At 39.9% G+C, this 13656-nt stretch carries 12 protein-coding genes and 1 pseudogene; 5 read left to right on the top strand and 8 right to left on the bottom strand.

Translation table 11 applies throughout. From position 1 onward, the window contains the following. Nucleotides 1-37: 37 nt before the first annotated feature. The 3 genes and pseudogenes from AACS92_RS05075 to AACS92_RS05065 all read right to left on the bottom strand — a co-directional run bounded on the left by AACS92_RS05075 (nucleotide 38) and on the right by AACS92_RS05065 (nucleotide 3239). Nucleotides 38-1258 (bottom strand): lipase family protein, encoded by a 1221-nt coding sequence (locus AACS92_RS05075; protein ID WP_099110252.1) that lies wholly within the window; start codon nucleotides 1256-1258, stop codon nucleotides 38-40. Between the two features lie 177 nt (nucleotides 1259-1435). Further along, nucleotides 1436-2074 (bottom strand): annotated as a pseudogene (locus tag AACS92_RS05070) (Vat family streptogramin A O-acetyltransferase). 34 nt (nucleotides 2075-2108) lie between these two features. Continuing rightward, nucleotides 2109-3239: an alpha/beta fold hydrolase gene (locus AACS92_RS05065; protein ID WP_099110251.1), complete on the bottom strand. Its 1131-nt coding sequence runs from the start codon at nucleotides 3237-3239 to the stop codon at nucleotides 2109-2111. Between the two features lie 541 nt (nucleotides 3240-3780). Here AACS92_RS05065 and AACS92_RS05060 point away from each other — a divergent pair. Continuing rightward, complete coding sequence (locus AACS92_RS05060; RefSeq protein ID WP_099110250.1) at nucleotides 3781-4287, top strand: cupin domain-containing protein; 507 nt, start codon at nucleotides 3781-3783, stop codon at nucleotides 4285-4287. A gap of 95 nt (nucleotides 4288-4382) precedes the next feature. Here the strand turns inward: AACS92_RS05060 and AACS92_RS05055 are convergent, their stop codons facing one another. Next, nucleotides 4383-5342, bottom strand: a complete 960-nt coding sequence (locus tag AACS92_RS05055; RefSeq protein WP_099110249.1) for an SMP-30/gluconolactonase/LRE family protein — start codon at nucleotides 5340-5342, stop codon at nucleotides 4383-4385. Between the two features lie 21 nt (nucleotides 5343-5363). Further along, nucleotides 5364-8150: a non-ribosomal peptide synthetase gene (locus tag AACS92_RS05050; RefSeq protein WP_099110248.1), complete on the bottom strand. Its 2787-nt coding sequence runs from the start codon at nucleotides 8148-8150 to the stop codon at nucleotides 5364-5366. Nucleotides 8151-8700: 550 nt separating this feature from the next. Here AACS92_RS05050 and AACS92_RS05045 point away from each other — a divergent pair. After that, nucleotides 8701-9429, top strand: a complete 729-nt coding sequence (locus AACS92_RS05045; RefSeq protein ID WP_099110247.1) for a 2-phosphosulfolactate phosphatase — start codon at nucleotides 8701-8703, stop codon at nucleotides 9427-9429. A gap of 51 nt (nucleotides 9430-9480) precedes the next feature. On the opposite strand, the gene AACS92_RS05040 is transcribed toward AACS92_RS05045, so the two are convergent. Further along, nucleotides 9481-9882, bottom strand: coding sequence for a pyrimidine dimer DNA glycosylase/endonuclease V (locus AACS92_RS05040; RefSeq protein ID WP_099110246.1), 402 nt, complete (start codon nucleotides 9880-9882; stop codon nucleotides 9481-9483). A gap of 320 nt (nucleotides 9883-10202) precedes the next feature. On the opposite strand from AACS92_RS05040, the gene AACS92_RS05035 reads away from it, so the two are divergent. Beyond that, a complete protein-coding gene (locus AACS92_RS05035; RefSeq protein WP_099110245.1) occupies nucleotides 10203-10589 on the top strand; it encodes an amino acid-binding protein in 387 nt (128 codons plus the stop codon). Nucleotides 10590-10722: 133 nt separating this feature from the next. Further along, nucleotides 10723-11628, top strand: coding sequence for a Kdo hydroxylase family protein (locus tag AACS92_RS05030; RefSeq protein WP_099110244.1), 906 nt, complete (start codon nucleotides 10723-10725; stop codon nucleotides 11626-11628). A gap of 149 nt (nucleotides 11629-11777) precedes the next feature. Here the strand turns inward: AACS92_RS05030 and AACS92_RS05025 are convergent, their stop codons facing one another. Continuing rightward, nucleotides 11778-12041 (bottom strand): hypothetical protein, encoded by a 264-nt coding sequence (locus AACS92_RS05025; RefSeq protein ID WP_099110243.1) that lies wholly within the window; start codon nucleotides 12039-12041, stop codon nucleotides 11778-11780. A gap of 366 nt (nucleotides 12042-12407) precedes the next feature. Then, complete coding sequence (locus tag AACS92_RS05020; protein ID WP_099110242.1) at nucleotides 12408-12578, bottom strand: YhfL family protein; 171 nt, start codon at nucleotides 12576-12578, stop codon at nucleotides 12408-12410. Between the two features lie 439 nt (nucleotides 12579-13017). On the opposite strand from AACS92_RS05020, the gene AACS92_RS05015 reads away from it, so the two are divergent. Next, nucleotides 13018-13479 carry an NUDIX hydrolase gene (locus AACS92_RS05015; RefSeq protein ID WP_099110241.1) on the top strand — a complete coding sequence of 154 codons (462 nt, stop codon included), beginning with the start codon at nucleotides 13018-13020 and terminating at the stop codon, nucleotides 13477-13479. Nucleotides 13480-13656 lie beyond the last annotated feature (177 nt).

Below are 13656 nucleotides of genomic sequence, written 5' to 3'. Positions count from 1 at the left end.
TAAAGTAAAAATACAGCCCGTTATTATTCAACAATGATTACTCTGTGCTCGTAGCGCAATTCCCGTCGATATGTTCACCTGAAAAAGCGCGTTTAACAAAAATGGTAGAGTCGGGCAAAGAACCTTTCATTGTGGCCGAATGGCTCAAATCGGGATAGAGATGCCACTCAATATGGCTGCCTCGTTTGCACGCAGCAGTAACAAGCTGAACTTGACCGGCTTTTGGTGAGTCTACATCCTGCCCACCTGTTCCCCAGAAAATAGGAATGTCGGTTTTTATGGCGGGGTAATATCTAATGTCCATGATAGCTTGTATAAGCGGTGATGGATCTTTCTTAAAGCTATTTGCGCCGGTTAGGTTATCTGAAAATATTTGTTTTTCTATATCACGCAGACAGTGAGTTTGTGAAAGGCGAAAAGCCGGGATTGCTTTGTCACTCAGATAATCCTCTGGCGATAATGATGGTTCGACTAACGATACGGTATTTATTGCTAACAGAAGGTAAGCAAGCGTATGTCTGACAATATCATCTCGTTTTACTATTTTCTTGATAGCGTCAGGCACACTGGTTCCCGTTGTTACAGCACCGACAATATCGAGATCAGGTGAGTAGCTTTTTGCGTATAAGGTAGCGGCAAACGTTGCTCCTCCGCCTTGCGATTGCCCAATGAGTATTGTTTTCTTTGATAGATGAAAATGGCCTTGCTGAACTGCGCGGATACTATCAAGCAGGCTATAAGCTGTAGCCCGATAGTCAGAATATGGGTGTAATCCCGGGGTTCCCAATCCTTGATAGTCTGTAGCAACAATGGCATATCCTTGTTTGAGCCAGTAGTTGAGGTAGCCAATATCACGTTTACTTCGGCCTGCAAACGATGGAGCACAAATATTCGCGATACCGACGGTGCCATGTGCCCAGGCTAATAATGGCCATCCCCCTTTTGGTGGTGTTCCTTTCGGTAAAAATAGCGCGCCAGAAACCGTAATTGGAGAGTGATTATCGATACCGTCGGTCGAACTATAGAGAATACGAATGTTTTGATCGGCATTCGACAGGCTTTGTACAGAGTCTAATGGTTCGACGCGAAGTAATTGACCGGCTTGTTCTGGTGTTTTCCCTGACCAATTATAAAATGTGGGTAGATTATGCTCTCCGATGCTTATTGGAGCCCCGGCAAAAGCAAGCACAGGATTGATTGTTAATACAAAAAATAAAATATTAATCAATCTGTTATTCCATGATGATATCGCTGTCATGATTTTTCGCCCTGATTTCTTCAAATATCACTCACCTTAGCAAACTTCACTTATCTGTAGATGAAATGCTTATTTGTTTAATTACGTATCTGTGGATGGCGACTCAGGCGTTTTTTCATTAACCTGAAATACCTTACATATGAAGTGCAAGGTATTTCAGGTTTGTTAAGGGGAGTTTTAGATATCCTGAAGTCGGAGTAAGGCGTCAATATCACCTGAAACAATCAGAGATAGGTGGCGAGTTATTGTTTCTACCGGCCAGTCCCACCATGCTAATTTCTCCAGTTTGACTATGACATCAGGGGGAAAACGGGTTTTTATGATTCTGGCCGGATTACCGCCAACTATGGTATATGCTGGCACATCGGTAGTGACAACAGCACGGGATGAAATAATTGCACCATTGCCTATTTTTACACCAGGCATAATTAATGCATCATAACCTATCCAAACATCGTTTCCGATCATGGTATCTCCCTTAATGGGAAGTTATTTAAGGGAAGGCGTAACTTTTTCCCATCCATGACCAAAGATCTGGAAAGGGTAAGTTGAAATACCAGATAGCTTATGGTTTGCACCATTCATGATAAATTGCACTCTTTTTGCTAAAGCGCAAAATTTACCAATTATCAGTTTGTCTCCAATAAACGGGAAATGGTATAGGACATTACGTTCAAAATTTTCAGCATCTTCCGGGTCATCGTAATAAGTGTAATCTCCAATAATAATGTTCGGATTTTTCACCGTATTTTTGATATAGCAAACTTGAGGAAAACCCTTCATTGGGTGCTTGTCGTAGGGAGCAGGGCCATTCATATGAACTCCTTTTCTCTCTCATATTGTTAGAATATTAACTGATAAACTCAATATCGTTTAAGTCACTATTTTGGATTGGAGACTTTCCATCAAAGAATTGAATAAGAATATCAGTCAGCACATCAGGCCGTTCTATCATTACAAGATGGTCTGATTTTTTTATTGTCGTAAATATAGAGTTAGGGAAAATAGAGGCACAACGTTTAGTAATTTCTGGTGGAGTGATGATATCGTATTCACCCGTTATGAATAAAGTGGCTTTGTTAAAGCCGTTTGCTTTCTCATATTCTCGTTGGTTTAAAAGGCGTTTTTGGAGATACTTATATCTTTCTGCATGATGGCGTGTTGATTCCAGTAATGTTTTCTTAACAAGTTTATATGTTGTTTCTCTGCCTAGTATGTCGACATCCGGATCAAGGCAAAGAATACTTGCAATGGTATTTTCTGTAAATTCTTCATAATTCCCTTCGGTCAGTGCCTTTAATGCTGTATCCAGTTTATCTTGAATATGAAGTGGCTGGGTGAGTGCAGTGCCTATAAATGCTGTTTTATTCACTCTTTCAGGCCATTTGTACGTAAACTCAAGTGCTGTCGCTCCGCCGTATGAAATACCGATGAGATTTATTGTTTGTAAAGACAAGGTATCTAAAAGGTGTCGTGTGCATTCAGCCAGAAACTCAAAATTTTGATTTGGGGGAATATCGTCAGCAGAACCCGTACCGGGCAGGTCGACAAAGATGAGAGGACTGTCTTCTTTGAGGAGGTATTCAAGGTGAGGTAAGGAGTACATATCCTGAAAACCACCAACGATAATAAATATGGGGACTACTTGGGGGTCACTGATGTCACCAATAACCCGAAAAGCATATTTTACTCCGTTCCATGTGATTTCCTTTCTGTCATGAGGCGGAATGCGAAAACTGGAATCAATAAAAGCAGCGAGTGATTGAACATTTCTGAATCGTAGAACATCGCTCCAGTCTATTTTCTTTCCTAGCTTATCCTCAATAAAGATTTGTATTTCAACTAAAGAAATAGAATCTGCGCCAAGGCTGAAAAAATCATCATAAATATCCATTGATTCAACAAGTAGCACTTCACGACATATTTCCAGTACATCATGTTCAGTCTTATTTAGCTTGGTTTTTTGCAATGACTCAGTCATATCTTCCTCCTATTGTCATCTAACCAATATTATATCCTAATTTTCATTCTGTGAAATATAGTCATTAAAATGTAGAAACTAAAAAAAATAAATCATTTTTTAATAGTATCCACTGAAACTAATGTTAGAATTTTTTATTTTATTAAAAATATCAATCTAAATAGCATTTAGTTGATATTGCCTCTATTGATTTTATTGTTCTTTTTGAGAAGAAAGATAGAAATAACTATATGTTTAATTGTCTAATCTGGCATTCTTTTATCTATATACGGTAAACTTATTCATTATTTTTATATGAGAATAAAAAAGAGAGAGCTTCATGGAAAATTCCTTCCAGAAAGCACGCTGGTTAGTAGGTAAAAGAACGAATCGTTGATAGTACGGACAAGTTATCATCGTAGTAAGAATTTGAAATTTGTAACAGGACAGTTGCATTTTCAGAAGAAAGAGATACTGCACGTGATAGAGATATTGATGCTATCTGGTGTCAGCAACACCATCAGCTACAAATCCATTGTGTATATATTTGGGAGAAAAACGAGTGACAGATAATAGTCCAAAGAAAAATTTTATAATCAGAAATATAAATGAAATTGAGCTGGATAATTTTGAACGTTCTCCATTGTATGCATCTCATGGTGGCTCTCTCACAGAGGGGACTCAGGCTTCTAAACTAGGCGCTTCTATTGACTGCGTTCCTCCCGGAAAACGCGCAGTACCATATCATTTCCATTATTCACAAGAAGAAATGTTCATTGTTATCAACGGATCTGGAACACTTCGTATTGCTGGTGACATGATACCGATAAAAGAAGGAGATGTTATCTGCATTCCTCCGGGAGATAAGTATCCCCATCAGATTATTAATACATCCAATGAAATGCTGCGTTATGTTTCCATCAGTACAATGGAAAGTCCTGAAATCTGCGAATACCCCGATTCAAATAAATACTTAGCTAAAGCAAAATCTGATGTAAATGGGATGAAACAATTCCGTGCCATGAATTTTATGGGCGAGGGTGTTGATTATTGGGAGAATGAGCCATAAAAAATCTGTAGTAGTAAGGTGATATACAATGAATTATCGCCATGGAGACTCGATTCCCCATGGCGAAGATTAACTCCATGATGCTTATCTAATAGCTAACCTGCAAATGGTGTTGCGGCTGGCCCTGAAACACCTGGTTGGCAAATAAACAGTCCTCCTGCTCCGGGGGCTGTGGCAGAATGTTCCACAACTTCCTGAGAAAGACCATACAAATTATTAGTGATATCCGGTAATTTTCGGCCTGCACTAGTGATAAACAGGTTGTCACCGTGAACGCCACCAAATGTACAACTTGTGACCGCCGGTGTGGATACTCTGACTTTCGCTATTAACTCCCCTGCAGGAGAGTAACGGTGTATTTCTCCGCTGCCCATTAAAGCAAGCCAGACATGCCCTTCATGATCAACAACTAAACCGTTTGGTATTCCTTCACCTTTAGCGAATGCTTTAAAGCAACGCCGGTTGTGAAGTGTGCCCTCAGTGGCATCAAAATCGAAGATATCCACGGCCAGCGTGTGTGAATCAACATAATAAAAAGACGTTGTGCCATCAGGACTCCAATCCAGTCCATTAGAGAGAGTCACATGGCTCAGTATGGTCGTGATTGTTCCATCAGGATCGATCCGGTAGAGTGCTCCTTGGCCTTCAATAACCTCACCGGTAGAAGTGAGAATATCATTACCGAGTGTGCCAACCCACAACCTGCCTTTAGCGTCACATTTCACATCGTTCGCCCGTACTTTTTTGGGGTCTGCGTCGAGTTGAGCAAATTGTGTGATGTGACCGTCACCATCCAGCGCTAAAATATCAATACCCGCGACAACAATGATGCCACCATTTTTACGGGGAACAGCACCACCAATATGACGGTTTAATGTCCAGCGCCTGCCGATATGCCAGTCTATATTGTTATTCGATTGGGCTTCCTGCACGATACCAAGCGCATTATCACACCAGAGAAGGCGATTTCCTCTGGCATCCCACAAAGGTCCTTCTCCTATTGTGTTTTTGACATCAATGGCCAATGTTGCTTTTATATGAGTGTTCATGTTCATTTGTAACTTTCACCCAATCGTTTATTTATCACCTAACTTACGGTCAAGTTCATTACGTAAGATCGCCTGAAATGTTGCTAAATTTTTTGGCCCCATCAGGTCGTAATGGTCACCTGCTACCGGGATATAATTATTTGTCTGACGGGAAAAAGCATCCCAGCATTTGAGGTGAGTAAACCACTCCTCTTTTGATCCGCGAGGTGGATCGGCATAAAAGACACTAATTGATTCAACATTACCAGTTGGTACATATGAACGCCCAATATTCAATAATGATTGGGTTAATGTTGCCCATGCTTTGAATTTCTCTAAATTTAAATCCAGTTCTTGCAGACGTTCAGATGACACATCTTTCAGTAGATATTCACAAGCTTCTTGGTTCCCTGCGGCTGCACGGATCTTGGCTGCTAATCCATCTTTTTCCTCTTTGTCAACTAAGGAGAGGAAAAAGGCTAATGTGGTGGCGATATCGGCTTCGTCAACTGCGGCCATCTGATGCATAAGCAATGGAGCCATATCAATACTACCAACAAAAGCCACACGCTCACCTTGTGACTCAAGGCGCTTGGCAATTTCGAAAGCCACAGGGCTACCATAGGAATATCCTGCGATTGCATACGGACCATGTGGCTGACGTGAGCGGATCCCTTCAAGGTACACGTTGACCAACTCTTCGAATGATGTGAAGTGCTCTTCACCTTCTTCAAGACCGCGGGCGCGCAATGCGTAGAAAGGACGATCATTGATAAAATATTTTGCAAGATTGACAAAAACCAGTATCTCACCAATTCCGGGATGGATGCAGAAAACTGGTGTTTTATTACCTGTGGCTTGTAGGGTAACCACAGGATCATAGATACCACTATCGTGGGAAGCTAGACGAGCCGCTAGTGTTCGTACTGTTGGATTCTGAATAAGAGTGACGATAGGGACATCTTTAATGTTGAACTGTTGTTGAACAGCTTGTTTAAGTCTGACGATATCGAGGGAAGTACCTCCCACATCAAAAAAGTTTTCTGTTGCGCTTATCTGGTCGGTTTCAATACTAAACAGTTCAGCATAGATATTGGCAATTATCTCTTCTGTTTCACCTGCTGGTGGAATATAGCCGCCCGTATGCTTATCACTCACCTCTTTGATATAACGAACTTCATCGGCAAATATGCCCGATTCCAGACGCTTGCGCATAATTGCACGTTGTATTTTACCCAGACTGGTTTTCTGAAAAGCTTCTTGTGGTAGAGGCAAAATTAGTGTGGGACGGAAGCCCCAAAGCAGGATAGTGGTATTGCGGATAGCAGTGAGCAAGTGATACAGCTTGTTATCGTCGGAATGTGGGAATGAGGCGGAAAAAGCAACAACAAGCTGTTCGGTATCACTGCCCACAGACCGTATCGGGAATGCCGCAACAAATGATTTTTCAATGCCTGAGAGCTGCTCGAGTGTAGTTTCAAGTTCATGACTGAAATAGTTCACTCCACTCACAATAATACTGTCTTTATTTCTTCCGACTAGATTCAGTCGCCCATTTTCGATCAAGGCAAGATCACCTGTTCGGAACCAGCCATCTTCAGTGAACGCTTCCCGAGTTGCCTCTTCATTATTATAGTACCGGGTGAAGATCATCGGGCCGTACAACTGTAGTTCTCCTACTTCATCGGCTTGTGACAGAGGACCATCTTCATTAGCAACACGCATTTGCAAGCCGAGAATAGGAAAACCAAGTGAACCAAATTCTTTATTGGCATCAATATCAGGGAATTCGCATGAATAGATGGAGCCTGCACAAGTTTCTGTCATGCCAAACCCGGGCCAGATGACATTGTTTGCCAGTCCGTAAGGGGCAAGGAGATGATGGAAATTTCTTCCTGTTTCAACAACAGTAGCTTCTCCGCCTGAAATGATTTGCCGCAAGCAGGAGAGATCGAACGGTTTGTTTTCAAGCTCTAGAGCAACTGTTCGTCCTGATTTCAATGCAGCATTAATTTGGCCTAAAAGGAAATTAGGTGTGAAGGTCATAGCGACTCTATAATCGCTGATAAGGCGCAGGAACAATAGAGGTTCAGCAAGAATGGTCTCGGGTGGGACATGGAGCTGTTCAGCTCCAACAGATAAAGGTAATAGGTGGGCTTCTGAAAAAGCGGCTACATGATCGAAAGAAATCCAGTTGAGCGTGATATCTTCTGCCGTCAGGCGTTGACGCTCATTTTTCCCTTTCATTGCCGACAGTAGATTCCCATGTGTTAGCACTACGGCTTTTGAATTACCAGTTGATCCTGAAGTCAGCATAAATATGGCAGGATCATCAATACTCGCTTGATGAATACTATCATCCGGCATTGCCGTGCGTAATTTATTCACATCGATAGCATCAGAGAGCCCAACCAGTTCCCTCTGCAGTGATTTGGTGGAAATCAGCAGTGGGTTTCCGAGTAGAGAGCTAACATGATTAAGATGTTTTTCCCAACGTTCAGGGTCATTACGAATAGGAATAACAGGGCAAGGAACATATCCCCCAAGAATACAAGCCCATATGGCGGAAACGAAATCGTAGGCATGCTCGAGGATCAGAATGACATGAACATCAGGTTTGGGCGCATGAGCACGCAATCCTCCCAGTACCCGCTGTGCTTCTTTTATCAAATCGGGGTACGTAACCCATGTACTCTCGTTGGCTTTATCACCGGAAATAAAGCGGAGGCCGGAATGAGGATACTGTTGTACCGCTTGTAATAAGAGATCACTGATGGTTGTTACTGTGGGTTCAATATTTTCATTCGGTTTTTTATAAATTTTATTTTCAGGCATGTTTGATATTCCATATAAAAAGTAGCGGTAGGTTATTTATGTCTTTCATCTTCCAAGTTTCGGCTCTATTGGCGGTGTTTACTTAACAAAATGAATTATGTTCTTTGTTATCGTTGTGCTGTGATATTAAAATATATTGGTATGTTTTAATATTTGTTCTATGACAAAAAATAACAGGCGAAGTTATGCGAAGGAAATTTAACCCGAAAATATTGAGTCGGTAAAGTTCTCACCCAGCATATAGAGCGACATAATCTTACGCTACGTTCATATCAAACAATTAGCAAGAGGAACGATTTGTTATTCCAGTTCGATATAAAATAATGAAAAACTGATTGATACCCATATTAAAAAACATCATTATAATTTTTTTAATCATTAAAGTTTTTTAATCATGATTATTTTATCTTTAAGGGAAACGGCACTGACTATTGAATTAAATTTGACAGATACTTTTATTGATCCGCTCGCCGACTCTACATATTGGAAATATACGGCTGCCTGATAAATGTATTTCTTGATAACCTAATTTTTAACTTTGGGAAAACGCATGAGCTGGTATTGTCAGAATCAATTTGAAGTTCGTCTGGAATGGGGATTACACGCTGCTGAAAATCTGGCGCAATATGTTGATTGTGTGGTTGTTGTTGATGTTATGTCGTTTTCAACCTGTGTCAGTATAGCAAGCGACAATAATGCTTATGTTTATCCTTACTCGTGGAAAGACGAGACAGCTATTCAGTATGCAAGAAATTTAGGGGCACTTTCTGCCAGCTACAACAGAAAATGTGCTGACAGTCAATTCAGCCTTTCACCAGCTTCTCTTCAGGCAATTCCTGAAGGTACTAAACTGGTTCTACCATCACCTAATGGCTCATCAATTTCATTCAAAGCAAAAGATTATGGTGTTACGGTTTTTAGTGGTTGCTTTAGGAACATAACTGCGTGTGCAAGAGCTTGTGAGGATTTTAAACGCATTCTCGTTATCCCAAGCGGAGAGCGTTGGCCTGATGGGAGTATCCGTTTTTCTATTGAAGACTATGTTGCTGCTGGTGGAATTATTGCGTTTCTTGGCGATCGTAAATTATCCCCTGAAGCATACGCAGCCGTTGCTGTCTATGAGCAACAACGGCTGCATGGTTTATCATCACTTTATAACTGTTCATCTGCACTTGAGCTGAAAGAAAGAGGGTTTGAAGCTGATGTTAATCTATGCCTTGAAATTGATGTGAGTGTAAATGCTAATCGTCTTAATGATAATTTTTATATGGCGGTATAAGTAATAGCAAATGCCATAATTTAATTCCATAACAGAAGATGTATGTGGTTTTTATTCATTAATTTTTCTATCAAAATAAGGAGAGAATCGAGCCTTTATGGGCATTCGCTCCTTAATTCTTGCCATATTAACGCTGATATCTTCCTCAGTTACCTGATAATCGTTCCATAAATTGTGATAAACACTGACACTCTCTGGCCATCTGTTTATTACGGAAAAACCTCGATTCAAACATTCCTGATGTATAGCTTCATATCTTTTCTTCAAAAAGAACAGCTTATCTCTGAAAAAAATCACATGTCCTTTTCCTAGCAGGTATTTTTCCGATGTACTCAAGGTCACATTACCTTTCCTCCTAACTATCTCATTGGGAATTCTGGTTAATTCTCTATGTTCGGCAAGTAAGTGTTGATCACACAATTCACTTGGCTGGATAAGATTTATTCTGGTCATAATTTTTAATCACAAAATCGATAAATGTTATTTTTAAATTAGATAGGGTTGAGGAGGTAAAAGCTTTCTATAGCCGTAGGCCTTAATCGCCTTACTATGTCACCGAGAGAGCATCTTTAAAAGACTTGGTCATGATGCAGAAATGTGGATTTTTGAAGCAGATCTCAAAAATTGCTCATAAGGCATAGAAGGGGACTGTTACCGGAAACCGACGAGTAAATATTGACATTTCGTTTGCCACCGAAGCATCGCAATACCTTCCCTTATATTATTTTCCCATGCCTTTTGTGGCTATTAATCTGAAAAAGGAAAATATTCGTATGTATGATATTCATGTTGTTCTCAGTAATACTCCCGGCGCTCTTGCTTTTCTCGGTTCTTTACTTGGTAAAAATGGCGTTAGCCTGGAAGGTGGTGGAGTTTTTACGATTGACAATGAAAGCCACGCCCATTTTTTAGTTGAAGATGGAGAGCTGGCCCGTCAGGTTCTGATGGCTGCTGGTTTAGATGTACGCGATGTAGTTAAGCCTTTAATCAGAAAACTAAATCAGGAACGGTCAGGTGAACTGGGTGAAGTAGCTGATGCTATTGCACGAGCTGGTATCAATATAATTGCTCAATACAGCGACCACAATAACCGCTTAATCCTTCTTACTGAGAATAACGAACTTGCTGCAAATGCCACCATTAAATGGGATGTACCCTAGGAATGAAAAATAAAAGCCATTAAGCCATATAAATGAATAAACCGACTAAACTGTAAAGCATTCAATTCATCGTGGATTTGGTTGAATAAAAAGGCTTTATCATTCCGAAAAATTTTACAAAGTGGAGTATATGATGGCTGAACAGCAGCTTGAATTTGATGAAGTGATTGAAACGCTGCCATTGCACAGTTGGTCGGAAAACGTATCTCATCCAGTACAGCAGAATGCGCTTACTTCTCTGGAACTGGGTAAGGTTCTCTATCTGCCAGAACTGAGTTTCTCTTTGATGCCAGAAGAACAGAAGTTACTCAGAGAAGACGCGGTAAAAGCAGGGCGTAAGAATATCAGCTACCGCCCGGATGAACATAAAATAGCAGGAGTAGCGGTGCAGTCTGATGAACAACTGGTGCATGTGCTGATGCAACGTTATTATGAACACTGTCAACAATTGATTGAACATCTGTTGCCAATATATACGAAAGTACTGCATACACCCGTCAATTCGCTGCGAGTTCATCCGGTAACTACATGGAAAAAAGGTAACTCCTGGCGTAAAGATGATAGCCGGTTACATGTAGATGCATTTCCTTCCAGACCGATTCAGGGGCAGCGTATTCTTCGCATATTCACTAACATTAACCCAGTCGGCGAACCTAGGGTATGGCGAGTTGGTGATAAATTCCCTCAGATAGCCGATCAATTTCTTCCTGCGACCCGTAGCTATTCCCGTATTAATAGCTGGCTACAGCACAAACTGGGGATAACCAAAAGCCGCCGTACCCATTATGATCATCTGATGCTTGGGCTGCATGATGCGATGAAAGCCAACCAGCAATATCAGCAGCAGGGGGCTCAGTTAGAAGTTCAATTTCCTGCTGGTAGTACCTGGATTTGCTACTCAGATCAGACCCCCCATGCGGCGATGTCAGGGCAATTTATGCTGGAGCAGACTTATCTATTGCCAATATCTAAAATGGCTTCGCCAGAAAATTCGCCACTAAAAGTGTTGGAAAATAAACTCGATAAAGCGCTGCTGTAAATAATTTGGCTGGGCTAAATATTGAGCGTTTTTTGTTAAAGTCCAGCCATTACTCATAATTAATACTCAATTTGCATATATGGAGTAAGGCATTATATTAAATTGGTGAGCTTAAATAGGGTGCCACCAATTTATAAAAAATGACACTATTATCCGAGCAATAACCAGTGATGAACTTGTCTAAGTATCGCATTTATCATATCAGGCTCTTTAATTGCTAACAGGATTGCAATGACAATTCCCACAATAATACCCGCTAAAAACCACATTATCTTGTATTTGCATTCTCCTTTTTGCTTATGTTGGCTGGCATGCCATTTGTTTCGGCCTCGGAATTCTTTAGGGTTGTAGTAGTAGTCTTTTTTAGCTGAATTTGTCATAGCGTTTTTAAACTTCTCCGTATTATTGTCCATGAACTGTTCAATTACATAATAAAATCGAATCAGACTAGCTGTAAATTTTTACTGCCCGATCATGATGTTTTTCTTTGTTAAGTGGAATTTATTTTCTATAAAAGCTGCGTCAGACATTAATGTATTTTTTGATAGTTTTGCAAATGTGCGTTGATTAAGTAAAAAGTTAGGGATTGAAAAGACGTAATGAATGAAGGGAAGGCTGAGGTTGTCTACTGACTGTTGATAAGTGCATATCTCATAAGGAGGAAATACCAGAGTTTACACAGGATTGCTTAAAAATATTTGGTTCAGATATGCCATAGTTCGTGAGTGGACTTGGATAAAATAAGGTCGGAAAATCCGACCTTACTATTACTCGTAATCTTATTGATCTGCTGCTGGGCCACAGCCGCCAATGATCTTGGAGATAGATACTGCCGGATGCAGCAAGTAATCATAGCTACAATTATTTTTTTTATTTTCCACACGACCAGTACATGCAGTCAATGTTGCCAAAACAGTCCCTACTAATACAATTTTAATTAATTTTTCCATAATGTTTAATAACACCTTGTCTTTTTTAGTTCCTATGAAAATTAAGCTAAATTAAATCATTAGCTTAATTAGATTATATTAAACCCATAATAATTTCAAGTATTATTGCAACTACAAAAGTAACACTATTTAGTTAATAGTGTTTTGATAGAACAGGGTAATGAGTTTTCGATATACAGATGATTTTACTATGCCGCTTAGTTCTTTTCCTCGTCATCTGATTTTTTGTAATTACATATCATAAAACCTCATCATAAATACGCCGTTATTCCATAATAAAGTTGATATTCGCTATATTTATTTAGAATTGTACAAAATTATAAGCTAAAATGAATTAATTGAATTAAATCTCTTACTTAAAGTAAATATCCAGTACACCCCATGTAAGGTGCATTTCTGGTTCAGTGACCGGTGTATCATAACTAAAAGGAAATAAGATATGCGTATTCGTTGTTCAGCGCGTTTACTGATCATTAGCCCGTCTAATCGAGTATTATTGTTTAATTTTGTACATAATGAAGGTGCATTAGCCGGTCGGTCATATTGGGCCACGCCAGGAGGAGGCGTTAAAAAAGGAGAATCTTTTGAACAAGCCGCGATTAGAGAACTGCGTGAAGAAACAGGTATCCGAAAAGATAACGTTGGACAATGTGTTGCTCAAAGAACATTTGAAATGATTCTCCCTAGTGGAGAGGCTGTTTTAGCAAAAGAACATTTTTATATCGTCAAGTTTGATAAAGAAGACATCAACACCACTGAGTGGATTGAAAATGAAAAATCAGTTATTAAACACCATCATTGGTGGGAAATTGACCAGCTTGCCAATACGGTGGAAATTATTTATCCAAATGATATAAAAGAAATATTTTTTACTGCGATAAAAAATAATATCTTCCAGTAGCCATGTAATGACTATTGAATCTTTTTTTCAAATATTCCCGCGTCGCTTCAAATTAGCTAAACGTAGATTCCGATTTTACAAATCGGAATTGATAACGAGGTTGCTGCATTTTCAGTACGCATTGTTTATGCAGGATTCACAGGCCAGCTTTAACTATGAGTGTTCAAGAGGTTTCTT

Source organism: Xenorhabdus sp. KJ12.1, from assembly GCF_963876495.1.
GTDB lineage: Bacteria > Pseudomonadota > Gammaproteobacteria > Enterobacterales > Enterobacteriaceae > Xenorhabdus > Xenorhabdus stockiae.
Note: the sequence above shows the minus strand (reverse complement) of the source record. Positions and strands in the feature narration are given on the sequence as shown.

What these genes read in the sequence shown, in the direction of transcription:
- AACS92_RS05035 (WP_099110245.1), top strand. Translation starts at nt 10,203, where the DNA reads ATGTATGATATTCATGTTGTTCTCAGTAATACTCCCGGCGCTCTTGCT.
- AACS92_RS05045 (WP_099110247.1), top strand. Translation starts at nt 8,701, where the DNA reads ATGAGCTGGTATTGTCAGAATCAATTTGAAGTTCGTCTGGAATGGGGA.
- AACS92_RS05015 (WP_099110241.1), top strand. Translation starts at nt 13,018, where the DNA reads ATGCGTATTCGTTGTTCAGCGCGTTTACTGATCATTAGCCCGTCTAAT.
- AACS92_RS05020 (WP_099110242.1), bottom strand. Translation starts at nt 12,578, where the DNA reads ATGGAAAAATTAATTAAAATTGTATTAGTAGGGACTGTTTTGGCAACA.
- AACS92_RS05030 (WP_099110244.1), top strand. Translation starts at nt 10,723, where the DNA reads ATGGCTGAACAGCAGCTTGAATTTGATGAAGTGATTGAAACGCTGCCA.
- AACS92_RS05075 (WP_099110252.1), bottom strand. Translation starts at nt 1,258, where the DNA reads ATGACAGCGATATCATCATGGAATAACAGATTGATTAATATTTTATTT.
- AACS92_RS05065 (WP_099110251.1), bottom strand. Translation starts at nt 3,239, where the DNA reads ATGACTGAGTCATTGCAAAAAACCAAGCTAAATAAGACTGAACATGAT.
- AACS92_RS05050 (WP_099110248.1), bottom strand. Translation starts at nt 8,150, where the DNA reads ATGCCTGAAAATAAAATTTATAAAAAACCGAATGAAAATATTGAACCC.
- AACS92_RS05025 (WP_099110243.1), bottom strand. Translation starts at nt 12,041, where the DNA reads ATGGACAATAATACGGAGAAGTTTAAAAACGCTATGACAAATTCAGCT.
- AACS92_RS05040 (WP_099110246.1), bottom strand. Translation starts at nt 9,882, where the DNA reads ATGACCAGAATAAATCTTATCCAGCCAAGTGAATTGTGTGATCAACAC.
- AACS92_RS05055 (WP_099110249.1), bottom strand. Translation starts at nt 5,342, where the DNA reads ATGAACATGAACACTCATATAAAAGCAACATTGGCCATTGATGTCAAA.